Genomic DNA, 24,072 nt, shown 5'->3' with positions numbered 1-24,072 from the left:
ATCCTTTTCTCTTTTTTACAAAATGTTAAAGTAAGTATGTTCTTTTTTTAAAGGAATTTGTATTGAATTATTCATTTTTTGGACATTATTTTTTGTAGTACAAAATTTGTTATATTTACTTGCTTTAAAAATTATACATGAAAAAATTCTACTTTTTATTACTTGCTTTTTTTATCTTTTCTGGAGTTAATGCTCAAATTATAGAGTTTAAAAGTCCAACTTTTAAGGAAAGATTATTAATTGCTAATACTGATAATGACATTGCGAAAGATCTTTTAGGTAATTCTATTAAAATTGATGAAAATAATGATAAGGAGATACAATTAGAGGAAGCCTTAAAAATTAGTGCTCTTGATTTAAAATCTACTCCTATTTATGACATATCAGGTATTGAATTTTTTACAAATTTGAAAAGTTTAAATTGTTGGAATACCCAAATATCTACATTGAATATAAGTACATTAAAAGAGTTGAAATATTTAGACTGTGCTTGGAATTCAATAAAAACTTTAGATGTCAGTTCACTTAAAAACCTGGAAACTATAGTTTGCACACAAGGGTCTCTTACTTCAATAAATCTTACAGGACTGGATAAACTTCATCATTTACATTTAGATGGTAATGCATTAGTTGATTTAAATTTATCTGGATTAACAAGTTTAAAATATATTGATTGTGGTTATAATAGACTTACTAAATTAGACTTGTCTGGAATAACCCAATTAGAAGACTTAATTTGTAATGATAATAAGATTACAAGCTTTACTAATTTGGCAGATTGTCCTGAAATTACTCGAATGTGGGTGCAACAAAATGAATTAAGCAGTATCGATTTTTCAAAATGTTCTAAATTAAAGGACTTGTGGGCCGATGATAATAAATTAGTAACTATAGACTTAACGGTGCCAAAAGATGTTGGAAATGCTAGCTTTGGAAACAATAATTTATCATCTGTAAAAGTAGACGGTTATAGCAATATCAAGTTTATAAGATTATCAAATAATAATTTTACAACAATAGATTTATCTCCTTTCATTCAAATTAGCGATGCTGAATGTAGTAATAATAGTGAGCTTACTACAATCTTCGCAAAAAATGGTAGAAATGAAGGGATTGCTTTTGAAGGATGTCCAAAATTAAAATACATATGTAACGATGACATCAAAGATTCAGTAGTAGAATGGTATCTTAAATACTATAATTATACGAATATATCATTAAATTCCTATTGCACATTTGAACCTGGGGGAGTTTTTTATACTATTAAAGGGAAAACGATTTTAGACAGTGATAATAATGGTTGTGACTCATCAGATTTGAGTTATTCTAATTTAAATTTTTCAATTACTAATGGTTTGAATAAAGGGAATTTAATCTCCAATAAGTCTGGAGACTATAATATTCCAGTTGGAGAAGGAACGCATACTATTACTCCAATTTTAGAAAATCCAATTTATTTTAGTGTTTCACCTACTTCAATCGATGCGAGTTTTCCATCGCAAAATAGTCCATTCACTCAAAATTTTTGCATCACTCCAAATGGTGCTCATCCCGATCTAGAAGTAACTTTATTACCAATAATTCCAGCAAGGCCAGGATTTGATGCTACTTATAAAATCATATATAAAAACAAAGGAACTAATGTACAATCTGGTTCATTAAGCCTAAGTTTTAATGATGCAGTTTTAGATTATATCTCGGCAGTTCCAGCAGTAAATAGTCAAGCGACAGATAAACTTAGTTGGGATTATATCAATTTACAGCCTTTTGAAACTCGTGAGATTGTAGTTACCTTGAATGTCAATTCGCCAATGGAAACTCCTGCCGTAAATAATGGAGACCGTTTGAGTTTTAATGCACTAATTAATCCTGTAACAGGAGATGAAAAACCCGTTGATAATTCGTTTGCTTTGCGCCAAAGTGTCGTTGGTTCCTATGATCCAAATGATAAAACCTGCTTAGAAGGAGATGTCATTACTCCAAGTTTGATTGGGGAATATGTACACTATTTAATTCGTTTTGAAAACACAGGAACCTATCCCGCTCAAAATATCGTAGTAAAAGATCTAATCGATTTAGGCAAATTTGATATTTCAAGCTTAACTCCAACCAAAGGAAGTCATGAATTTGTAACCAAAATTTCTGATGGGAACAAAGTAGAATTTATATTCGAAAACATCAATTTGCCTTTTGATGATGCTAATAATGATGGTTATATAGCTTTTAAAATTAAAACATTACCAACGTTAGTAGTTGGCGATACATTCCAAAATGAAGCTAATATTTATTTTGATTATAACTTTCCAATTCTGACAAACAAAGCGACGTCTACTTTTAAAGCCTTAGCAACTTCAGATTTTGAATTTTCAAATTACTTTAGCGTGTTTCCAAATCCTGTAAAGGAGATTCTAAATATTAATTATAAAAATTCGATAGAAGTGCAATCAATAGCTATTTATGATATTCTAGGACAAATGGTCATTGCTGTACCTGATGCAAATGCAGTTTCAAAGATTGATGTTTCAAAGCTGGCTACTGGAAAGTATTTCTTGAAAATGAATACAGATAAAGGAAGTTCGAATATGAAATTTATAAAAAACTAAATTAGTTGTATTGAAAGCTTTACTTCCGTAAAGCTTTTTTTTGTAAAATAATTTTTCTGGCGGAAGAAGGTAATTTCAAAAAATAATAATTACTTTTGCAGCCGTTATCACGAATCTCATAAAGAGATAGCAACCTGCAACAACGAGCAAGGTGCTAAAACGATAAGCCAAATCCTTTGGAAAAAATGTTGTTTACATTCCCATTTTTTTAGCTATTGTTTTTCGTCATATTTATATCATTATAAAACTGATTTATGACTCATTTATTGAAAAAAACAGGAAGTGCCTTTGCTTTAATTCCCTTATTGATTTTTATTTTTATGTTTTTAGGAGCGGGATTATGGCTTGATGATTTCTATGCCTTACCTGCACCAATTGCGGTTGTGATTGGAATAATTTCCGCTTTCTTATTATTCAAAAGTTCGTCAGATGAGAAAGTAGCCACTTTGATTGCTGGTTGCGGAGAGAGTAAGATTATGACTATGTGTCTCATTTATCTTTTGGCGGGAGCATTTGCTGTGGTTAGTAAAGCAACGGGAGGTGTTGATGCCGTTGTAAGCCTTGGGATTAATACAATTGATGTCGCTTATTTTCCGTTAGGAATCTTTTTAATAGCGGCCTTTTTATCAACTGCTACTGGAACTTCTGTGGGAGCTATTGTAGCAATTGGGCCTATAGCTGTTAGTCTAGCTAATTCAAGTGGTGCTTCATTGCCATTGATTGCTGGTGCTTTGTTAGGTGGTTCTATGCTTGGAGATAATCTATCGATGATTTCAGATACTACAATCGCTGCAACGCAATCTTTAGGGTGTGAGTTAAAAGATAAGTTTAAAATAAATTTATTCATTGCTTTTCCCGCAGCCATTATTACCATTTTAGTCTTCTTTTATTTGGGATTAAACTCTGATATTACTGCAGTGGCGATTCCTAAGACTAGTTTTGAATGGATAACTATTGTTCCTTACGTTTTAGTAATTGTATTAGCATTAGTTGGCGTAAACGTTTTTTCGACACTGATTATTGGAACTTTATTAGCTGGATTGATTGGGTATTTTGGAAATCATTTTACCTTGATGGAATTCGCTCAAAAGATATACGAAGGTTTCACTAGTATGACTGAAATATTTTTACTTTCTATGCTTACAGGTGGTTTAGCAGCAATGGTAGATAAAGCGGGAGGAATTGACTACTTATTGCACCAAATTAAAAAGCGTATTAAAAGTAAAAGATCAGCGCAGGCTGGAATAGGTGCTTTGGTAGGTTTTACTAATGTGGCTATTGCCAATAATACAGTTTCCATTGTAATTACTGGAGGAATTGCTAAGGAAATTAGTGATGAATACGATTTGAGTCCCAAGAAAACTGCAGCAATTCTTGATATATTTTCTTGTGTTGTACAAGGGATATTGCCTTACGGAGCACAAGTATTATTGATTTTAAGTTTTGCTAATGGCAAACTCGATTTCATGGATTTAATTACGAATGCTTGGTATCATCTATTTTTGTTTATTTTTACATTGGTTGCGATTTACAGCTCTTTTTGGGATAAATTAGTAAAACGATTCTTGCATATTTAAAATCGGTTTGAATTAGAATGTAAATGAATTTGAAATTTTTTTTAAAAAAGGAAATATTCTATATTTGACAACTGTAAGATAGCCCTGATAGTAGTGGAAATCCTTTTATGAAAGCGATAGCGGTCATAAAAGATTGAAGCGGATAGCAGGATTAGCTTCAAATAAAAATTAAACTAATTTTTGAATATGAAATTACTAGAAGGAAAAGTGGCCATCATAACAGGCGCAAGTCGCGGAATTGGAAAAGGAATTGCAGAAGTTTTTGCAAAACATGGAGCAAATGTTGCTTTTACATACAGTTCATCTGTTGAGTCGGCTTTAGCATTAGAAAACGAATTGAATGCTTTGGGAATAAAAGCAAAAGGATACCAGTCAAACGCAGCTGATTTTAATGAAGCACAAGCAATGGTTGATGCCGTTATCGCTGATTTTGGAACTGTTGATATTTTGATCAATAACGCTGGAATCACTAAGGACAACTTGCTAATGCGCATGTCTGAAGAGGATTTTGACAAAGTTATCGATGTAAATTTGAAATCAGTTTTCAATATGACCAAAGCGATTCAAAGAACTTTCTTGAAACAACGTTCTGGATCTATCATCAATATGAGTAGTGTTGTGGGTGTGAAAGGAAACGCTGGCCAAACAAATTATGCGGCTTCAAAAGCAGGAGTTATTGGTTTTACAAAATCAGTGGCATTAGAGTTAGGTTCTCGTAACATTCGTTGTAATGCAATTGCGCCAGGATTCATTGAAACTGAAATGACTGCAAAATTAAGCCCTGAAGTGGTTCAAGGATGGAGAGACGGAATTCCGTTGAAACGTGGAGGAACTACTGACGATGTTGCTAATGCTTGTCTATTCTTTGCATCTGACATGAGTGCGTATGTAACTGGTCAGGTTATGAATGTTGATGGAGGAATGCTTACTTAGAATTATTTTTAAATTATAAATGATGAATTTTAAATGATATAAAAGTTCTGAATTTGCACTATATTTAAATAAAAAAGAATGACTTTAAACACTACTCTATTAATAGTTCTTTCCTTGTTAGTAGCTGGAGTTTTATCGTTTTTTCAATATTATTACAAAGCCAAAAACAAATCAAAACTGATTTTGTTTTTGGCTTTTTTGCGATTTGTATCTGTTTTTGGAGTGTTGTTATTGCTGATTAATCCCGTAATCAGTACAAATTCAGAAGAATTAATTAAGCCTACTTTGTCTATTGTAGTTGATAATTCAAGCTCGATTAAGACTTTGAATGGGGATAAAACAGCTGTGGAGGTTTATACAGCACTAGTTGGTGATGAGAAACTGAACGAGAAATTTGACGTTCAATCCTATAAATTTGACAGTGAGTTTCAGGAATCGGATAAGTTTGATTTTAAAGGTACGCAAACCAATTTAGACCTGATTGCGACAAATCTCAAAAACAACAATAGAAATAAAGTATTTCCCACCATTATCATTACTGACGGAAACCAAACTTCGGGAAATGATTATGTGTATAGTTTTGATGCTTCCAATAAAGTTTTCCCGATAGTTCTGGGAGATACCACAAAGGTATTGGACTTGAAAATAAACCAACTGAATGTCAACAAGTATGCGTTTTACAAGAATAAATTTCCTGTTGAAGTGTTTTTACAATATTCAGGAGACAAAAGCCTTACTGCCAATTTTACCATATCTCAAGGAAATGCAGTTTTAGCCAAGGAAAATATTTCATTTTCATCGTCTAAGAAAACAGCAGTTGTGAATGTGCTTTTGCCTGCAAATAAAGTGGGCTCACAAGTTTTTAAGGCTAGTATCTCTTCCAACGAAAAGGAGATAAACAGCTACAATAACACCAAGAACTTTGCCGTCGAGGTGATGGATCAAAAGACAAATATTGCTATTATATCGGCTATAAACCATCCTGATATAGGTGCTATAAAGCGATCGATTGAATCTAATGCACAACGTAAAGTAACTATTGTTAAACCGCAAGAAATAAAACAGTTAAGTGATTATAATGTTTTGGTTTTATATCAACCAACTGCTGAGTTTAAATCGGTTTTTGAAGAGAACAAATCCGCAGGGATTAACAGCTTTATAATTACTGGAACGAATACTGATTTTGCCTTTTTAAACCAGCAGCAAAATAGCTTAGGATTTAAAATGAGCAATCAGAAAGAAGATTATTTGGCTGGATTCAACCCGCAGTTTAATCTATTTGCACTCGATAATATTGGCTTTGAAAATTTCCCTCCTTTAGAAAATAATTACGGCACAACAACAGTTAACGGAGCAGTTTCTGTTTTGCTTTATTCAAAAATAAGAAATCTAGAAACTAATTCCCCTTTAATGGCTTTTGCTGAAAACCAAGGCGGACGTACTGCTTTTCTTTTAGGTGAAAATATATGGAAATGGAGATTGCAAAGTCATGTAGAAAATCAATCCTTTGATAAATTTGATATTTTTATCGATAAAACAATACAGTATTTGGCGTCTAACAATTCCAAAAAATCATTGGTTGTCAATCACGAAAGTTTTTATAATTCAGGAGAAGCAATTGAAATTAGTGCACAATATTTCAATAAAAACTACGAGGTCGACGAAAAGGCACGCTTGAGTATTTCTGTAATTAACTCAGAGACTAAGCAAGCGAAGAACTATGATTTGTTGAAAAGTGACAACTCTTATAAAGTAAATCTTGATGGACTAGCAGCAGGAAATTATAATTTTACTGTAAAAGAACTCAATTCAAAAAGTAGTTATTCTGGTCGTTTCGAAATTTTAGATTTTGATATCGAAAAGCAATTTGTAAATCCTGATCTTCAAAAATTAAATCAGTTAGCTTCAGAAACACAAGGAAAGACCTATTTTCCTAATCAAGCGGATAAGTTGATTAAAAGTCTTCTTGAAGATGAAGATTACAAAGCAATACAAAAAAATAATGCAACAAGAACTCCTTTGATTGATTGGTATTGGTTATGTCTTTTAATCGCTATGACATTGGCTGCAGAATGGTTTGTCAGAAAGTTTAATGGCTTGCTATAGAAACCTTTTGGAATAACAAAAAAATGGAATTATGGATTTTAGACTAAAGGTATTCTTTACGGTGGCTAACAGATTGAGCTTTACAAAAGCCGCAAGCGAATTATTCATAAGCCAGCCGGCAGTTTCTAAACACATACAAGAACTCGAGGAAGAATATAAGATTAAACTTTTTGATCGAAATGGAAGCAAAATATCACTTACTGCAGGTGGTCAGTTATTGCTTAAACATGTGAAAAATATATTCGAAATTTACCGTGAAATCCATTTTGATATGGGAATGCTAATTGATCAGCAACAGGGAACATTACGATTAGGCGCCAGCACCACGATTTCACAATATATCATTCCGCCGCTTTTGGCTCGTTTCCATCAGAAAATGAAAGGAATAAAAGTCAATTTACTTAATGGAAACACAGAACAAATTGAAAATGCACTGTTAAACAAAGAAATCGAAATAGGAATTGTAGAAGGACAGTCGAAAAACAAATCAATTAAATATAGTCCATTTTTGAAGGACGAACTAGTATTGGTTTGCAACAGCAAGAATCCATTAGTAAGCAAGGAAGATATTACAAAGGAAGATCTAAAGGTTATGCAATTTGTAATGCGGGAGCAGGGTTCAGGAACACTTGAAGTTATTGAACATGCCTTAAAACCTTTTAGCATTAAACTTTCGCAGCTAAGTGTTGAAATGCAGTTAGGTAGCACTGAGAGTATTAAATCGTATCTTATGAATTCTGACTGTGTGGCTTTTATATCGATTCATGCCATAGAAAAAGAATTAAAAAATAATGAATTGGTTATACTTGACGTGAATAATATGGTCATTGAGCGGTATTTTTATATTATTAGTTTACAAGGTAAGACTGAAGCATTATCTGAATTGTTTATTAATAATATACTAGAACATCATAACTTAAAGTTATAGGAGATTGTTATTTACGATTGGTTAATTCTATTGAATAAGCGCACCTTTGTACAGTAATCATTCAAATATTGTATTTTGGAAAATAGTGTGCAAACGGTCGAAAACAAATCATTGCCATTTTTGGAAGTAAACAAATTTTATCAGCAAGTCATTTTTGGTTTATTGGTTTTAGTTTGTTTGAGCGGATTTGTTTCTCCTCCAGTCGCCTTGCTGCTAGGATTGATTGTGGCTAATGTTTCAGGACATCCTTTTTTACATCTGAATGCTAAAACAATAAACATCTTATTGCAATTGGCTGTTGTTGGGCTTGGTTTTGGAATGAATGTAAACAGCGCTTTGTCTGCAGGTAAAGAAGGTTTCTTATTTACAATCGCTTCTATTGTTAGTACTTTAGTTTTAGGAAGTTTACTTGGTAAATGGTTTGATATCGAAAATAAAACCTCACATCTGATATCTTGTGGAACGGCTATTTGTGGTGGAAGTGCCATTGCGGCTATCGCTCCCGTAATAAAAGCAGATGAAAAGCAAACCTCAGTTGCCTTAGGAGTAATTTTTATTCTTAATTCTATTGCCTTGTTTCTATTTCCTGCAGTCGGACATTTGTTAGAATTATCACAGCAAGATTTTGGGCTATGGTGCGCTATTGCTATTCACGATACAAGTTCAGTAGTAGGAGCAGCCAATAATTACGGGGCGGAAGCTTTGCAAATCGCGACCACTGTAAAACTAGCCAGAGCATTATGGATAATTCCAGTAGCTTTGATAACTTCGGTTTTATTCAAAAACAAATCTAGTAAAATCAAAATCCCATACTTTATAGGATTGTTTATTTTAGCGATGATAATGAATACCTATATTCCCCAAACAGCTTTAGTATCTCCTTATTTAGTGGCTGTGGCTAAAATTGGACTTACGGTAACTTTATTTTTAATTGGTGCTGGACTTAGTAGAGGTGTGCTGCAGTCTGTAGGTATAAAACCATTACTGCAAGGCGTTTTACTTTGGGTATTTATTGCTGTCGCCACTTTGGGATCAGTAATGTATTTTAATTAATGTGGCGTGTGAATTTTTTCCTTCTGATTACAAAGAATTGCAGGCGAATGTAATCATACATAAGGGCGATCAATAGAAAAAAGGCACCAACGAAAAGTGTTTTTATTTCAAGAAAAGTATATAAGAATCCTCCCGAAATGCAACCTATAAAAAAGAAAACAATGATAGACAATCGCAAGTATATACTGGTCTTTAACCTTTTTCTTTCGTTTTGTTTTTTATAGAAAAATAATTGCGATAGTTCTATTCCTAAGTCTGTAAATAGTCCTGTTAAATGGGTTGTTCTTACAACAGAATTTGATATTTGGGTCACCAGCGAATTCTGAATTCCCATAGCAAATAGCATAGAAAAAGCAATTGATTTCCCTTCAATTGTAGACAAGTCGGTTTGCATACCAAAAAATCCAACCGAACTTAAAATCGCAATCTCTAGTGAAATTGGTATCACATGTAGCAATTCGGGTTGTCTAATGGCGACGAATTCCGCCAAAAAGTTAGATGTAAAAGCGCCCATCAAAAAGAAAAGGGTAAAAACAAAAAAAGCAATTGCAGCGGAATAGTTGTGTTTAATGACTTCCTCTGCAAAAAAAGCAAAGTGCCCCGTGACATTAGTAGTTAAAGTGTTTACGGCTAAAACTCCGGTGATATTTACTATTCCTGCGACAAATGAAAGTAAAGTAGCTAAACGCAAATTATGAATGAAAGTTCTGTTTTTTCCTTGATGCCGAAACATAGTTGTAAATATTGTTTAAATTACTGTAATCTTAAACCCATTATTTTTGAATTGTTCAAAAAAAAAATACATTTGTACCACATAAAAATAAATGTAATGAAAAATATCAAGTTTAAGCCTACGATGTTGTTGTTAACTGCAGTAGCCATTTCTTTCCTGACGATATCTTGGGGAATTGTGGGACATGAAAGAATCAACAAAGCGGCAGTTATGGCACTTCCAAAGCCACTGCAAACTTTCTTTTATAACCATATCGATTTTATTACGCAAGAGTCTACTGTTCCAGACTTACGAAAGTACATCTTGCAAGATAGGGCAGAGAACCCAAGACATTATTTTGACATGGAAAATTTTGGTTCTGTAGATAGTTTTCCAAAGACTATGGCTGAAGCCAAAAAGAAATATGATGATAAGTTCTTGTCTAAAAATGGAACCTTGCCTTGGCATATTCAAGATATGATGGCTAAATTGACTACTGCATTTAAAGAAAAACGCAAGTCAGAGATCTTGTTTATCGCTGCTGAATTAGGTCATTACATAGCTGATGCACATATGCCTTTGCATACTTCAGACAATCATGATGGTCAGCTTACAGATCAAAAAGGAATCCATTCTTTATGGGAAAGTAGATTGCCTGAGTTATTCGTGAAAAACTATAAATTCACTGTAGCTCCAGCTGAGTATTATGAGGATGTTGACAAGGCTACTTGGGATATGATCAATGATACACATAGTTTAGTACCTGCATTATTGGCAGCTGATAAAGGATTGAGAACGTCATTGGCTACAAATCAGATTTTTGTTACTGACGCTAGTGGTGCTATTGTAAAAAACAAATACAATGGTGTACGATATACAGATGAATATGCTGGACAATTTCACACAGCTCTAAACGGAATGGTGGAGAGCCAAATGAAGAAAGCAGTTACTGCAACGGCTAGTTTTTGGTATACTGCTTGGGTAAATGCAGGAAAACCTGACCTAAATAATCTTGATGCTGTTGCTTTAACAAAACGTAATTCTAAAGCATTAAAAAAAGACATAAAACTTTTCAAAAAAGGAGATTTGTTTGGAATAGAAAGCGATAAAGACGCTGAATAATCTATCTTAGATTTAAATCGAAAAAGCCTGTGAATTTATATTCACAGGCTTTTTTATTTGCTTAATTTTTCTGGTATTTCTTTTTCTTCAACATATCAGAAGCCGTTTGATAGAAAGAGATCGTTTCGTTTACTAAATCTTCCCTTTCCTTGGCTAAAGGTTTCTGATCATAATACAATTGAAAATCATCTTCAATTCCTTCTTTAGGCAATAATGTCAATTGAAATTGTTTTACTTGTTGTTTTGGGCTAATGATAGTCAAGATATTATCTCTAATCATCCCTAAATCCTGATAAGTAGCAATTAAAGCTCTAGGCTTATAATCTGCTTTTAGTACATCCTGCCCAAAAAATTTGCTTTGGTAGTTGAAATTCAAAATTCCAAAAACAGTTGGCATAATGTCAATTTGGGAAACAAGATTAGTATAGCGTTGTGGTTGTATGAAACCAGGGCTATAAATCATAGCTGGAATTCTGTATTTGTCAACAGGAAGTTCTGTCTTACCCGCGCTAGATGCACAGTGATCCGCCAAGATGACAAAAACAGTATTTGCAAACCAAGGTTGTTTTTTGGCCATTTCAAAGAATTTTTTCATGGCATAGTCTGTATATTTTACACCACCATCTCTGGATTTTGCATCTCCAGGAATATCAATTTTATTATTAGGGTAAGTAAATGGCCTATGATTACTAACCGTCATTATGTGATTAAAAAATGGCTTGTTTTCCTTAGCCTCTTTATTCATTACCATGATAGCTTTATTATACATATCTTCATCACATACACCCCAAATATTGTCAAAAGTGATTTCGTCAGGGGAGAATGTTTTTTTGTCTACAATATCATAACCATTCCCAGAAAAGAAATCTTCCATGTTATCAAAGAAAGCATCACCTCCGTAAAGGTATTTTACATTGTATCCTTTTTGTTTGAATATATTTCCTGTTGAGAATTTGTCTTTGTTATCTTTTCTTTTTACTACGCTTTCACCGGCAGTAGGAGGCAAACACAAAGTTACAGCTTCCAGACCACGTACAGTTCTATTCCCTGAGGCATAAAAATTAGTAAACAATAAACTTTCTGAAGCTAAACTATCTAAAAATGGAGTTAGATTCTTATCGCTACCATATATTTTCATGAAATCAGCACTATAACTTTCAATAGTAATTAAAACGACATTTTTATGGTTTTCAGTCGCAGCAGTTTTAATGTCTCTTAAGGTAGATTCACCAGTTAGACCAGGAATTTGTTCTCCTAATAAGGCATAGACTTCTTTTTCGGGAAGTGTTTTGTAAAATTTGAAATAATCCAACTCACTATTCATAAAGGCCAAATAGAATTTATAAACTCCATTTGCTTGCAACTCATTTGAAAATATATTTTGGGAATTTTCATTGGTTGCCAATGATGGAATGGCCAAAAGGGAAAATCCAAACAATACAAAATACAAACCAGAAATTTTGACTTTTTCAACAAAGGTCGGAATACTGTCAATGTAGGATTTTGATCTCCCAACAATAAAATAGGTAACAATTCCCGCAATAATAAATAAGCCTGTAAATAATGGAACTACAGGATAAGATTCCATTATGTTTCCTATTACCTCATTGGTGTAAACCAAATAATTTACTGCTATAAAGTTATATTTTACTCCAAATTCATTCCAGAAAAAATATTCACTAATTGCGTTTTGCAAGATCAAAACGACAAACAAAAACATCACAAAGCTAAATAACCAGAATCTAATTTTGTTACGGTATTTTGGCAGAAAAAGGAGTAAGCCAAATAGAAACGTTTTAATTCCAACAAAGATTAAACCAATTTTGGGTAGTGCACCGCCATATTCATTAAGAATTGATTTTCCTGAGGCTATATAAAGAAATAAAGCCACAAAAAGACCAAAAAGGAGGTATCCATAAGGTTTTAGGTATTTTGAATTTGATATGAAAATCAAGTACAGCCATAGAAAACCACTTGCGATAATAAACACAAAGAAATCAGAAACGATTCCTAAAGTAAAAATTTTTAAGGAATCAATAAAAGAAAATGATGCTTGAGTAATGGGATGAAAGAGCAATACAATTCTTAAAATAAAACTGACTACAACATAGAAAAAGATTAGGTTGTAGAAAGGGGATAGTTTTTTTAAAAAAGACATAGATATTTTTTTTGGTAAAATTAGGTAATTTGTTAAGACAACCTACTAGTTTACTGTGCTATCTATTCTTAAATTTAGCTTAAGAACATTTAACTTTAACAATAAGTAGCTAAGAATTGAGTTAAATTTGTTGACAATTGAAGTACAATATTAGTAATAAATAGTTCTTTATAGAATTTAAAATAATATACAATGAAAAATAAAATGGCATTCTTATTATTGTTCATGGTAACAATAGGATATTCTCAAAACTGGAATACTGATTTTAGTAAAGCGACAACTGAGGCCAATGCTCAGAATAAGCCAGTTATATTAGTTTTTGCAGGCTCAGATTGGTGCGCTCCATGTATTAAATTGGATAAAGCTATTTGGCAATCCGAAGCATTTAAAAGTTATTCGGCAACAAATTATATTCTTGAAAGAGCAGATTTTCCTAAAAAGAAACAAAACCAATTGACAGAAGAATTAAAGAAACAAAATCAAAATTTAGCGGAAAAATACAATCAAGACGGTATTTTTCCCTTAGTTGTTGTTTTGGATTCTAACGGTAAAGTATTAGGTAAAACAAGTTATAAAAACGTGACTCCTGAAGAATATATCGAATTACTAAATTCATTTATAAAGGGATAATAATGCGACAGCTCTCTTTAATTTTATTTTTATTTGCCAGTGTAGCAGTTACAGCGCAAGTCACTCAAAAAAGAACGTTGTCCATGCTGGGCAGTCCGTTTGAGATGATTGTTGAAGCAAAAGACATTCCGCAAGCTGATATTTACATTGACATGGCTGTAGCCGAAGTCTCCCGCGTTGAGAACTTAATTTCAGATTGGATTCCGACGACACCAATTTCTGAAGTCAATAGAAATGCAGGTGTAAAGCCAGTTAAAGTACCTCAAGAAGTATTTGATTTAGTGCAACGCTCTATAAAAATATCTGAATTAACTTCTGGCGCTTTTGATATCAGTTATGCCTCGATGGATAAAATTTGGAAATTTGACGGCAGTATGACGAAAATGCCATCTCCAGAGGAAATTAAAAAATCGGTAGAGAAGGTGGGCTACAAAAATATAATTTTGGATGCTAAAAATTTTACTATTTTCCTGAAGAATCCAGGAATGAAATTAGGACTAGGAGGAATTGGACAGGGTTTCATTGCCGATAAAATAAAAGCATTACTTGTTTCAAAAGGTGTAGTCGCCGGAATCGTAAACATATCCGGTGATATTAATACTTGGGGAAAACAGCTCAATGGAGAAAAATGGAAAGTTGGAATTAAAAACCCATTAAATAAGGACAAAATTTTCGCCACTTTTCCGCTGGAAGACAGTGCTGTGGAAACTTCAGGAAGCTATGAAAAATATGTGACATTCAACGGAATTAGATATTCTCATATTATTGATACCAGAACAGGCTATCCTGCCTCAGGAGTGATTAGTGTTACTGTTTTTGCTAAATCAACAGAATTTGCTGATGCATTAGCTACTGGTGTTTTTGTAATGGGAGTAGATGTAGGATTGGATTTAGTCAATCAATTACCAGGAATCGGTTGTATATATGTCGATGATAAGGGAAAAATATTCGCTTCAAAAAATATAGATTTAAAAAAATTCAAAAATGAATAAACTAGCTCTTTTTATAATCGTTTTAGTCACTATGCAATCGTGTGTTGCGGTGAAAGAATATGATAAATTATACATTAACGATCCTGACATGAAGTTAGCGGCAAAACCGTCTGAGAAATACGAAACTACTTTTCAGGTATATCGCGAGGCTGCAGCAGGAGCCAATGGCGGAAAAACAGGTGGTGGATGTGGTTGTAATTAATATAGTAAGATGAAAAAAATAATATTTGTGCTGGCTTTGTTAATGAACATGGCTGCTATTGCCCAGGTTAAAGACTCAACGACTACTTTTAAGAAGAGAGTTTTAGAAAATACCGAAGTAGACTTTTTACTGAGTTATTACAATCAGGATGGAACGCATTCTGCTGTGAGCGGTGGAATAGGTTCAGAAAAATTGTCTGACATCGCTTCAAATATCGTGGTTGCTCTTCCTCTGAATGACGATGATGTCTTGACTTTTGATGTGGGAATTTCGGCTTATACCTCTGCCTCTTCAAGTAATATTAATCCGTTTAATGCAACGGGGGCTTCTGGATCAGGATATGATGATGATAAAACAACAATTGGAAAAAATGCCGCTGCAACTAGTCCTTATGGCACTCCTTGGCAAGCATCATCTGGAGCATCAAGAAGTGATCAGCTAGCATCTGTTGCTGCAAATTACAGCCATAATTCAGATAATAGAAATAACATCTGGAATGCTGATGTTTCTTTTTCGAATGAGTATGATTATACTTCAATTGGCTTTGGCGGAGGGTTTACCAAATTATTTAATGAAAAGAACACCGAAATAAGTATAAAAGCCAATGCTTATTTAGACCAGTGGAGACCAATTTATCCTACTGAATTACATGAATATGCTAAGTATGGGGCTAATTTTCAAAATAACGGATTCTTTTCTGGTGTTCCTGTATTAGATCAAAATGGTACTACATCAAATGGCTATTTACCATCGGCATTTAATCCTTATGACAAGTCAAATAGAAATTCGTATTCTGCGTCTTTTTCTTTTTCCCAGATACTGACAAAAAAGATTCAAATGTCTATTTTTATGGATGTTTTACAGCAGGAAGGCTTATTAGGAACTCCATATCAACGAGTGTATTTTGCTGATAAAGCAAACTATTATATCGGACAATCTCAATATATTCCATTATATACTACTTCAGCGAATAAAGGGGTGTATCAATTAGCCGATGACAAAGAGCGTCTACCAAGTACCCATTTTAAAATTCCGATAGGAGCGCGACTAAATTTTTATATTAATGAATACGTAGTCGCCAGAACCTATTATAGATATTATCAGGATAATTGGGGAATTCAGGCACATACAGCTTCCATTGAATTGCCAATTAAATTAAGTTCAAAATTCACTATGTCTCCATTATATCGCTATTATACTCAAACAGCGTCTGATTATTTTGCAGGCTACGAAGAGCATATTTCGACTGAAAAGTATTATACATCTGATTATGATTTATCTAAATTTGATAGCAATCAATACGGACTTGGTTTAAGCTATACTGATATTTTTGCCCAAGCTAAAATTTTTGTTTTAGGATTGAAATCGATAGATTTACGATTGAATCATTATGAAAGAAGTGATGGCTTATCAGCAAATATTGGCTCATTAGGGTTTAAATTCGAAATAGAATAAATAAAGATAATAAAATGCATATTTTAATAGTGGAAGATGAAGCAGGTATTGTACAATTCCTGACGCAAGGTTTAGAGGAAGAAGGGTACGAAATCACAGCGGCTTTTGACGGATTACAAGGTTTTGAATTAGTTCAAAAAAACAATTTTGATCTTATTTTACTTGATTGGATGCTACCTAAGATGAGCGGTTTGGATTTATGTAAAGCCATAAGAATAAAGGACAATACAACTCCAATTATTTTTTTGACTGCCAAAGATACTATTCAGGAAACGATAGAAGGATTGAAGGCAGGAGCCAATGATTACATCAAAAAACCTTTTAGTTTTGAAGAATTAGTAGAACGCATTAAAATTCATTTTAGAATCCAAAAGGAGGAGGAAACATTAAGCTTAGGTACAATATTTATAGATTTGGCTAAACACACTGTTTCTGTAAACGAAAATGAAGTTTCATTAACGCAACGTGAGTTTGAATTGCTTTGCTACTTAGTTAAAAATAAAGGTAAAGTTTGTACCAGAAACCAAATTATAGAAGACGTGTGGGATATTCACTTTGAATATGATACTGGGGTTATTGATGTTTTTATTAACGCCATTCGTAAAAAGCTAAACTTAAGAATTGAAGAAGACTATATAAAAACAGTGCGAGGAGTAGGATATATCGCAAATGACTAATCAATAATGCAACAATTTTCGTTTAAAAACAGGATCGCTTTTAATTACATCATTACAACAGCTTTGTTGATTTTTGTAGTATTTGCTGTGATTTATTCCATTGTTCGATTAAGTGTTTATAGCCATATAAACAGCGATATTTCCATTGAAGTAAGACATCATTTGCAAGAAATTGACATTTCGAGTGATTCCTTTCATTTGACACACGAAGATGAATGGAAAGAAAGAGAGCACAACACTGTTGATGTAAATCCAGTTTTTATTCAATTTTTAGATCAAAACGGAAAATTAATAGAGAAATCTCCCAATCTAAAAAAGCAAACCCTATTGCTTAATGACCAAGTTGAAGATAGCGAGTTATTTGACACCAAGTTATTAGGGAGTAAAATTCGTCAAATTCAAGTTCCCATCATTTCACATGATAAAAAAGTGGGCTATTTATTAATCGCCATGTCACTTGAAGGAGCATCAATTGTGCTTCAAAATCTTTCAGAAATACTAGTTATAGCTTACCCATTAATCTTAATTATCCTTTTTCTTATTGCTAGATTTATTGCAGGAAGAAGTATAAAACCAATTAGTGCAATCATAGAAACATCTAATATTATTACCAAAGATAATCTTATATCTAGGATTCCGTTACCGCAAAAAAAAGATGAATTACATGTTTTATCAAAAACCATAAATAATCTTTTAGATAGAATAGAAACTGCCGTTGAAAGGGAAAAACAATTCACATCAGATGCTTCACACGAATTAAGAACTCCTTTGACAGTGATTAAAGGAACACTCGAAGTATTGGTAAGAAAGCCCAGAACTCCTGAAGAATACGAAGATAGAATTAATTTTTGTGTTTCAGAAGTCGACCGTTTGAACTATTTAGTAGATCAGTTATTATTATTGGCACGTTTTGAAAACCAAAAACAGAGTCTAAAAATGGAGCGCTTATATTTGAATGCTGTAGTTCTAGATACTCTTTCAAGACATTCAGGCAAAATCCAAGCTAAAGAGATAGAAATTGTTACTAATTTCTCTGAAGAATTTTATATAAAGACTGATTATTATTTATTCTCAATAATAATTAACAATTTGATTTCTAATGCTTTAAAGTACTCAAATAAAAACACTAAATTAGCTATTACTATTTCAAAAGGTATTAATACGATAGAGTGCAGTATAGTCGATTCTGGTATTGGAATTGATTCAAAAGATGTTGGGAAAGTTTTTAATTCTTTTTTTAGATCTGATGCTACTGAACATCCAGAAATTAAGGGAACTGGTTTAGGGTTGTCAATCGTTAAAAAGTTATGTGCATTGCTTGCAATTGATATTGATATTTCCAGCCAAAAGAATGTGGGGACTTCAGTTATTTTAAGCTTGCATGAAGAAGACCTTAAGTAGTTCTTAAGACAACTTTTTTATTTTCACTGTATTTTTGAAAGATAAAATAAAGTTAAAATGCTCGAAAAAATAATTGCTTTTAGTCTCAAAAACAAACTCATTGTTTTACTATTTACCCTAGGGATTTTTGGATTTGGTGTCTATTCCATATTTCAAATATCAATTGGTGCTGTTCCTGATGTGACTAATAATCAGGTACAGGTAATAACCACTTCTCGAAACCTTTCTACCCAAGACATCGAGCAATACATTACTTATCCAGTAGAAATTGAAATGGCCAACTTGCCTGGAGTTCAGGAAATCCGTTCTATTTCAAAATTCGGATTGTCAGTGGTAACCATCGTTTTTGATGATGATTTAGGTACTTATTTGCCAAGACAATTAATTGCAGAAAAAATAAAATCTGCTTCAGAGAAAATCCCTCCTGGTTTTGGAACTCCAGAAATGGGTCCAATTACTACCGGCCTTGGAGAAATATATCAATATACTTTAGAAGTAAAACCGGAATTTAGAGATCAATATTCAGTTACTGATTTAAGAACAATTCAGGATTGGGTAGTAAAACGCCAACTTTCAGGAATAAAAGGAGTTGTTGAGATTAATACTTGGGGAGGCTATTTGAAGCAATATGAAATCGCTATCAATCCGTCGAACTTAAAAGCAATGAACATCAGTACTACAGATGTTTTTACTGCTCTGGAGAAAAACAACAGCATTGCAGGCGGTGCTTATATTGAAAAAGTTAACCAAAGTTATTTTATTCGTGCTGAAGGAAAAGTAAAATCACTTCAGGACATTGAAAATATTGTCGTGAAAACCGTCAATGGAATGCCTATTTATGTAAAAAATGTAGCTGAAGTACGTTTTGGTGCTGCCAATCGTTTTGGAGCAATTACCGGAAATGGTGAAGGTGAGAAAGTTCTTGGGCAAGTAATGATGCTTAAAGGAGCCAATTCAAAACAGGTTATCAATGACGTAAAAGATAGAATTGCTGTTATTCAAAAATCACTGCCTGAAGGGGTTTATATTAACGGCTTTTTGGAACGAAGCGAATTAGTAGGCAAAACAACTTTCACGGTTGCCGAAAATCTTATTTTAGGTTGCCTTATTGTGATTTTTGTTGTGGTTTTATTGTTAGGAAATTGGCGTTCCGGCTTAGTTGTAGCTTCAGTTATTCCGTTGTGTTTACTGTTTGCAATTTCGTTAATGAATATTTTTGGCATTGATGCGAATCTGATGAGTTTGGGTGCCATTGACTTCGGAATTATAATTGACGGAGCGGTGATTATAGTAGAGTTTATTGCTTTTCAAATAGCCAGTAAATCAGCGCAATTAGGTCCGCTTTCGAAAGAAGACCGTCAACTTGAAATTGATCAAATCACCTATAAAAGTGCCTCTAAAATGATGAATTCGGCTATTTTTGGACAGCTGATTATTCTAATCGTTTTTATTCCAATTCTTTCTCTTTCTGGGATTGAAGGCAAAATGTTTAAACCTATGGCAATGACCTTTAGTTTTGCCCTAGTTGGAGCCATGATCTTCTGTTTTACCTATGTACCAGTTGTTTCATCTTTATTTCTAAAGCCAACGGTAGAAAATCCAAAATCGATATCCAGTAAATTAATACGTAAACTAAATTCTTGGTATCTGCCTGTTATCAGTTGGGCTTTGAGTAATACTAAGAAAGTAATGTATGGTGCAGTAGGTTTGCTACTAATGGCTGCAGTTTTATTTACTACAATGGGAGGGGAGTTCATTCCTACTCTTGATGAAGGAGATTTCGTGATTCAGCCTGTCCTAAAAACAGGAACTTCATTGACAAAAACAATTGCCACCACAACTAAAATCGAAAAGATAATTCTTGAAAATTTCCCTGAAGTGGAGCAGGTGGTAAGTAGGATAGGAGCCGCCGAGGTACCAACAGACCCAATGAGTATGGAGGAAAGTGATGTAATCGTGAAGCTAAAGCCAAAATCAGAATGGGTTTCGGCATCCAGTAAAGACGAATTAGCTGATAAAATAAAAGCAGCTATTGAAAAACAAATTCCAAACATGGAAATTGAATTTACCCAACCTATAGAAATGCGTTTCAACGAATTAATTTCAGGTACGAGATCAGATGTAGCGGTAAAAGTATTTGGTGAAGACTTAAGCATTTTGGCCACAAAAGCCAATGAAATTAAAAAAGCAATAGAAAAAGTAGAAGGTGCCTCAGATGTCATTATTGAAAAGACAGAAGGATTACCACAAATGACGGTACGCTATGACCGATCTAAAATTGCCCGATATGGCTTGAATATTTCGGATCTAAATGACATTATTGCTCTTGGGTTTGCAGGAAAAACAGTAGGTAATGTCTTTGAGGGAGAAAAACGTTTTGACATGGTTATTAGGCTGGATCAAACTAAACGTAATGATATAAATGATCTGAAAAACTTATATGTATCAACTCCAGCAGGAGAACAAATTCCGTTACAAGAATTAGCAAATATTGAATATACTGAAGGGCCTGCCAAAATATCCAGAGATAATACTAATAGAAGAGTTGTAGTGGGAATCAATGTGAGAAACAGGGATTTGCAAAGTGTAGTAACAGATATTCAGAAAATTGTTGATACACAAATTAAATTGCCAACAGGATACTATGTTGAATATGGAGGGCAGTTTGAGAATTTACAAAGTGCCAAAGCCAGATTAATGATTGCAGTACCAATTGCCTTGTTTTTGATTTTTATACTACTATATTTTGCCTTTGGTTCAATCAAAGAAGCGCTAATGGTATATTCAGCAATTCCGCTTTCAGCAGTGGGTGGAGTATTATTTTTATGGATGCGAGGTCTGCCGTTTAGTATTTCAGCAGGAGTAGGATTTATAGCGCTGTTTGGTATTGCAGTTTTAAATGGAATCGTATTAATCGAACATTTTAAAGAACTAAAACATCAGGGAATGAAAGATATCGACGAACTTATTTTAAAAGGAACCACAGACAGATTACGTCCGGTATTATTAACGGCTGCTGCCGCAGCTTTAGGATTTTTACCTATGGCAATATCATCGTCTGCAGGTGCAGAAGTACAACGACCTCTCGCAACTGTAGTTATTGGAGGGTTATTTACAGCGACAATTTTGACTATGGTTGTTTTGCCTATTTTATTTAAGGTTTTTGATGAAAAAGAGTTTAAAAAACCAAAATTTAAAAAGCATCATAGCAGTACATATCTACTTCTATTGTTGTTAAGTACTTCGTTTGCTTTTTCACAAAATTCAAATCCCGAATTGGATAGTTTAATTGGAAAAGGGATCACTAATAATAAAGGCTTAAAGAGTTATCAATTGCAGGTCGATAAATACCAGGCTAATATAAAAAGTGCGTATACCTTTGAAAAAACGACTATTTATTATAATTATGATCAAAATAACTTGGCTTCGAATAATGAACCTCTGAAGATCTTTGGGGCGCAACAACGCTTTTCTTTCCCCACGGTGTATGGTGCACAAAAAAGAGTAAATGAAGCGGAATATGAAAAGGGGAAAGCCAATTTTGAAATTCAAAAGAACAAACTTTCAGTAGAGATTTCCAAAGTATATTATCACATTGTGTATTTGCAAAATCGGGAAAAGTTATATCTCTATTTGGATAGTTTGTATCAAAATTTTTCAAAAGCTAGCGACAGACGTTTTGAATTAGGCGAAACCAATTATCTCGAAAAAATTACTGCTCAGGCCAAATTTCGACAAATAAAAACAAGTCTTTCTCAAATTGAAAATGATAAAAAAGCACAGTATGATTTGTTGTATTCCTTGATTCAAACTGATGAAGAAATAGTTGTAAAAAACAATTCAATCAGTCCACTACTTAATTCAACTGAAGAATTAAGTAAAAGTATTCATAACAAATATTTAGAGAGTGTTACGAATAATTATAAGAGCCAAATTAAACTTGAAAAACAACATTGGTTACCTGATTTTCATCTGGAATATTTTAGAGGATCAAATAAAGGTTTGTCACAATCATTAAATGGTTTTCAGATTGGAATTGGGGTTCCAATTTTATTCTCGGGAAATGTTTCAAAATCAAAAGTGGCACAACTCGAATTGCAAAGTTGGGAACAACAAAAAGCTAATGAAGAACAAAAAAGAGAACAGTTTGTTAACCAAAAAAAGAACGAGTTAGCAAAGTATCAGGAAGCAATAAATTACTATAATCAATACGGAAAAAAGTTGTCAGATGAAATTATAAAGGTGGGAAATTTGAGTTACAAACATGGAGAAATTGACTTCTTTCAGTACATTCAAAGTTTAGAAAATGCCACTGCCATTCAAGTAGAATATTTAGACAATGTTCTTCAATTCAATAAAACCCAACTGGATTCACAATACCTTAATTTCTAAAAAGCATAAAATGAATAAATCTATATATTTACTAGCCTTGTCACTTGTTTTATTCTCATGTAAGGAGACTAAAACAGAAGAAACTCCAATTAAAGATGATAATTTAATTACAGTCACCTCTGATCAATTTAAGTCAACAGCAATGGAAATCGCAAGTCCAACTGAACAAGATTTTGAGGTAACAGTAAAAACTGCAGGTAAAATTGATGTGCCACCACAAAACAGAGCCCAAGTAACCACTTTTGTTGGTGGAAATGTCAAATCGACAAGACTATTGGTTGGTGACAAGGTAACAAAAGGACAAGCTTTACTAACTTTGGAAAACACAGAGTTTTTAGATATTCAAAGAGACTATCTCGAGGTGGCTGAGCAAATTAAATATCTGCAATCAGAATACGAACGCCAGAAAACATTATTTGACGAAAAAATCACCTCTCAGAAAAACTATCTGAAAGCCGAAAGTGAGTATCGAAGAGCCAAGGCAATGTATCAAAGCCTTAGGGCAAAATTAAAATTATTGAATATCAATCCTTCTAATGTAGCGCAGGGAAAATTAACGTCAGTAATTACAATTTTCTCCCCTATATCAGGTGATATTGTAGTAATGAATGCAAATGTGGGGATGTATGTCGCTCCTTCAGATGTAATGCTTGAAATTATTCAAACAGATCACTTGCACTTAGAATTAAATGTTTTTGAAAAAGACATTTTAAAGGTCAAAGAGGAACAAGATATTAATTTTACAGTTCCTGAAGCTACTAAAGACGTATTTCATGCAAAAGTGCATTTAGTAGGTAAATCTATTGAAGGAAATGACCGGACAATCAATGTTCATGGTCATTTAGACGACAATATAAAGCAAAAACTAATTACAGGAATGTTTGTTGAAGCGGCCATTGTGGTGGATTCTAAAAAGGGAATGGCAATTCCTACAGAAGCATTGATAACCGAAAACAACAGAAACTTCGTACTTTTATTGAAAGAAAATAAAAACAACAGTTATTTCTTTAAAAAAGTGCCAGTTGAAGTGGGTGAACGATCAGAAAAATTTGTTGAAATTCTTTCAGGAACTCAAGTTAATTCTTCATCAAAAATATTGGTAAAGGGTGTTTTTGACTTAGTTAATTAAAA

General features: G+C 33.2%; 17 protein-coding genes and 1 riboswitch. Of the genes, 15 read left to right on the top strand and 2 right to left on the bottom strand.

Features of this window, described 5'->3' with window-relative positions; genetic code table 11:
- The first annotated feature begins 137 nt into the window (after positions 1–137).
- The 6 genes from BLV91_RS04050 (at position 138) to BLV91_RS04025 (ending at position 9,200) form a co-directional block, all read left to right on the top strand.
- Complete coding sequence (locus tag BLV91_RS04050; protein WP_091429956.1) at positions 138–2,603, top strand: T9SS type A sorting domain-containing protein; 2,466 nt, start codon at positions 138–140, stop codon at positions 2,601–2,603.
- Positions 2,604–2,702: 99 nt separating this feature from the next.
- Positions 2,703–2,799: riboswitch (SAM-I-IV-variant riboswitch) on the top strand.
- A gap of 58 nt (positions 2,800–2,857) precedes the next feature.
- Positions 2,858–4,180, top strand: a complete 1,323-nt coding sequence (locus BLV91_RS04045; protein ID WP_091429954.1) for a Na+/H+ antiporter NhaC family protein — start codon at positions 2,858–2,860, stop codon at positions 4,178–4,180.
- A 186-nt stretch (positions 4,181–4,366) separates the two neighbouring features.
- Entirely contained in the window at positions 4,367–5,113 is a 747-nt protein-coding gene (gene fabG, locus BLV91_RS04040; protein WP_091429952.1) for a 3-oxoacyl-[acyl-carrier-protein] reductase, read from the top strand.
- A gap of 78 nt (positions 5,114–5,191) precedes the next feature.
- Positions 5,192–7,219 carry a hypothetical protein gene (locus BLV91_RS04035; RefSeq protein WP_091429950.1) on the top strand — a complete coding sequence of 676 codons (2,028 nt, stop codon included), beginning with the start codon at positions 5,192–5,194 and terminating at the stop codon, positions 7,217–7,219.
- A 31-nt stretch (positions 7,220–7,250) separates the two neighbouring features.
- A complete protein-coding gene (locus tag BLV91_RS04030) occupies positions 7,251–8,147 on the top strand; it encodes a LysR family transcriptional regulator (protein WP_091429948.1) in 897 nt (298 codons plus the stop codon).
- Positions 8,148–8,222: 75 nt separating this feature from the next.
- Entirely contained in the window at positions 8,223–9,200 is a 978-nt protein-coding gene (locus BLV91_RS04025; RefSeq protein WP_245709601.1) for a YeiH family protein, read from the top strand.
- Here the strand turns inward: BLV91_RS04025 and BLV91_RS04020 are convergent.
- Positions 9,193–9,933, bottom strand: coding sequence for a YoaK family protein (locus BLV91_RS04020; protein ID WP_091429938.1), 741 nt, complete (start codon positions 9,931–9,933; stop codon positions 9,193–9,195). The two genes, BLV91_RS04025 and BLV91_RS04020, sit on opposite strands and share 8 nt — an antisense overlap.
- 96 nt (positions 9,934–10,029) lie before the next feature.
- Between BLV91_RS04020 and BLV91_RS04015 the strand changes: the two genes are divergently transcribed.
- Positions 10,030–11,034, top strand: coding sequence for a zinc dependent phospholipase C family protein (locus tag BLV91_RS04015; RefSeq protein ID WP_091429936.1), 1,005 nt, complete (start codon positions 10,030–10,032; stop codon positions 11,032–11,034).
- A gap of 61 nt (positions 11,035–11,095) precedes the next feature.
- Here BLV91_RS04015 and BLV91_RS04010 read toward each other — a convergent pair whose 3' ends face one another.
- The gene (locus tag BLV91_RS04010; RefSeq protein ID WP_091429934.1) at positions 11,096–13,192 is read right to left on the bottom strand and encodes an LTA synthase family protein; all 2,097 of its coding nucleotides are present in this window, start codon (positions 13,190–13,192) and stop codon (positions 11,096–11,098) included.
- A 192-nt stretch (positions 13,193–13,384) separates the two neighbouring features.
- On the opposite strand from BLV91_RS04010, the gene BLV91_RS04005 reads away from it, so the two are divergent.
- From BLV91_RS04005 to BLV91_RS03970, 8 genes are read left to right on the top strand one after another with little or no spacing between them, the layout of a single operon-like run.
- Complete coding sequence (locus tag BLV91_RS04005; protein WP_091429932.1) at positions 13,385–13,822, top strand: thioredoxin family protein; 438 nt, start codon at positions 13,385–13,387, stop codon at positions 13,820–13,822.
- Between the two features lie 2 nt (positions 13,823–13,824).
- Positions 13,825–14,814: an FAD:protein FMN transferase gene (locus tag BLV91_RS04000; protein WP_091429930.1), complete on the top strand. Its 990-nt coding sequence runs from the start codon at positions 13,825–13,827 to the stop codon at positions 14,812–14,814.
- Positions 14,807–15,016, top strand: a complete 210-nt coding sequence (locus tag BLV91_RS03995; protein WP_091429927.1) for a DUF4266 domain-containing protein — start codon at positions 14,807–14,809, stop codon at positions 15,014–15,016. Before BLV91_RS04000 ends, BLV91_RS03995 begins: the two co-directional genes overlap by 8 nt.
- Before the next feature lie 9 nt (positions 15,017–15,025).
- Complete coding sequence (locus tag BLV91_RS03990) at positions 15,026–16,471, top strand: DUF3570 domain-containing protein (protein WP_091429925.1); 1,446 nt, start codon at positions 15,026–15,028, stop codon at positions 16,469–16,471.
- Between the two features lie 14 nt (positions 16,472–16,485).
- Positions 16,486–17,148 (top strand): response regulator transcription factor, encoded by a 663-nt coding sequence (locus BLV91_RS03985; RefSeq protein ID WP_091429922.1) that lies wholly within the window; start codon positions 16,486–16,488, stop codon positions 17,146–17,148.
- 6 nt (positions 17,149–17,154) lie between these two features.
- On the top strand, positions 17,155–18,549 hold the full coding sequence (locus tag BLV91_RS03980; protein ID WP_091429918.1) for a sensor histidine kinase: 1,395 nt from the start codon (positions 17,155–17,157) through the stop codon (positions 18,547–18,549).
- Positions 18,550–18,606: 57 nt separating this feature from the next.
- Entirely contained in the window at positions 18,607–22,941 is a 4,335-nt protein-coding gene (locus BLV91_RS03975) for a CusA/CzcA family heavy metal efflux RND transporter (RefSeq protein ID WP_091429916.1), read from the top strand.
- Positions 22,942–22,951: 10 nt separating this feature from the next.
- A complete protein-coding gene (locus tag BLV91_RS03970; RefSeq protein WP_091430298.1) occupies positions 22,952–24,070 on the top strand; it encodes an efflux RND transporter periplasmic adaptor subunit in 1,119 nt (372 codons plus the stop codon).
- Positions 24,071–24,072: the final 2 nt, after the last annotated feature.

The organism is Flavobacterium degerlachei (assembly GCF_900106645.1).
GTDB classification, from domain to species: domain Bacteria; phylum Bacteroidota; class Bacteroidia; order Flavobacteriales; family Flavobacteriaceae; genus Flavobacterium; species Flavobacterium degerlachei.
The sequence above is the reverse complement of the archived record's forward strand: the minus strand, read 5'-3'. Positions and strand labels throughout refer to the sequence as shown.

Excerpts from the sequence above, each read along its gene's own strand:
- BLV91_RS04005 (WP_091429932.1), top strand. The coding sequence starts at position 13,385 with ATGAAAAATAAAATGGCATTCTTATTATTGTTCATGGTAACAATAGGA.
- BLV91_RS04010 (WP_091429934.1), bottom strand. The coding sequence starts at position 13,192 with ATGTCTTTTTTAAAAAAACTATCCCCTTTCTACAACCTAATCTTTTTC.
- BLV91_RS03990 (WP_091429925.1), top strand. The coding sequence starts at position 15,026 with ATGAAAAAAATAATATTTGTGCTGGCTTTGTTAATGAACATGGCTGCT.
- BLV91_RS03985 (WP_091429922.1), top strand. The coding sequence starts at position 16,486 with ATGCATATTTTAATAGTGGAAGATGAAGCAGGTATTGTACAATTCCTG.
- BLV91_RS04035 (WP_091429950.1), top strand. The coding sequence starts at position 5,192 with ATGACTTTAAACACTACTCTATTAATAGTTCTTTCCTTGTTAGTAGCT.
- BLV91_RS04000 (WP_091429930.1), top strand. The coding sequence starts at position 13,825 with ATGCGACAGCTCTCTTTAATTTTATTTTTATTTGCCAGTGTAGCAGTT.
- BLV91_RS04050 (WP_091429956.1), top strand. The coding sequence starts at position 138 with ATGAAAAAATTCTACTTTTTATTACTTGCTTTTTTTATCTTTTCTGGA.
- BLV91_RS03975 (WP_091429916.1), top strand. The coding sequence starts at position 18,607 with ATGCTCGAAAAAATAATTGCTTTTAGTCTCAAAAACAAACTCATTGTT.
- BLV91_RS04030 (WP_091429948.1), top strand. The coding sequence starts at position 7,251 with ATGGATTTTAGACTAAAGGTATTCTTTACGGTGGCTAACAGATTGAGC.
- BLV91_RS04015 (WP_091429936.1), top strand. The coding sequence starts at position 10,030 with ATGAAAAATATCAAGTTTAAGCCTACGATGTTGTTGTTAACTGCAGTA.
- BLV91_RS04020 (WP_091429938.1), bottom strand. The coding sequence starts at position 9,933 with ATGTTTCGGCATCAAGGAAAAAACAGAACTTTCATTCATAATTTGCGT.
- BLV91_RS03980 (WP_091429918.1), top strand. The coding sequence starts at position 17,155 with ATGCAACAATTTTCGTTTAAAAACAGGATCGCTTTTAATTACATCATT.
- BLV91_RS03970 (WP_091430298.1), top strand. The coding sequence starts at position 22,952 with ATGAATAAATCTATATATTTACTAGCCTTGTCACTTGTTTTATTCTCA.
- fabG (WP_091429952.1), top strand. The coding sequence starts at position 4,367 with ATGAAATTACTAGAAGGAAAAGTGGCCATCATAACAGGCGCAAGTCGC.
- BLV91_RS04045 (WP_091429954.1), top strand. The coding sequence starts at position 2,858 with ATGACTCATTTATTGAAAAAAACAGGAAGTGCCTTTGCTTTAATTCCC.
- BLV91_RS03995 (WP_091429927.1), top strand. The coding sequence starts at position 14,807 with ATGAATAAACTAGCTCTTTTTATAATCGTTTTAGTCACTATGCAATCG.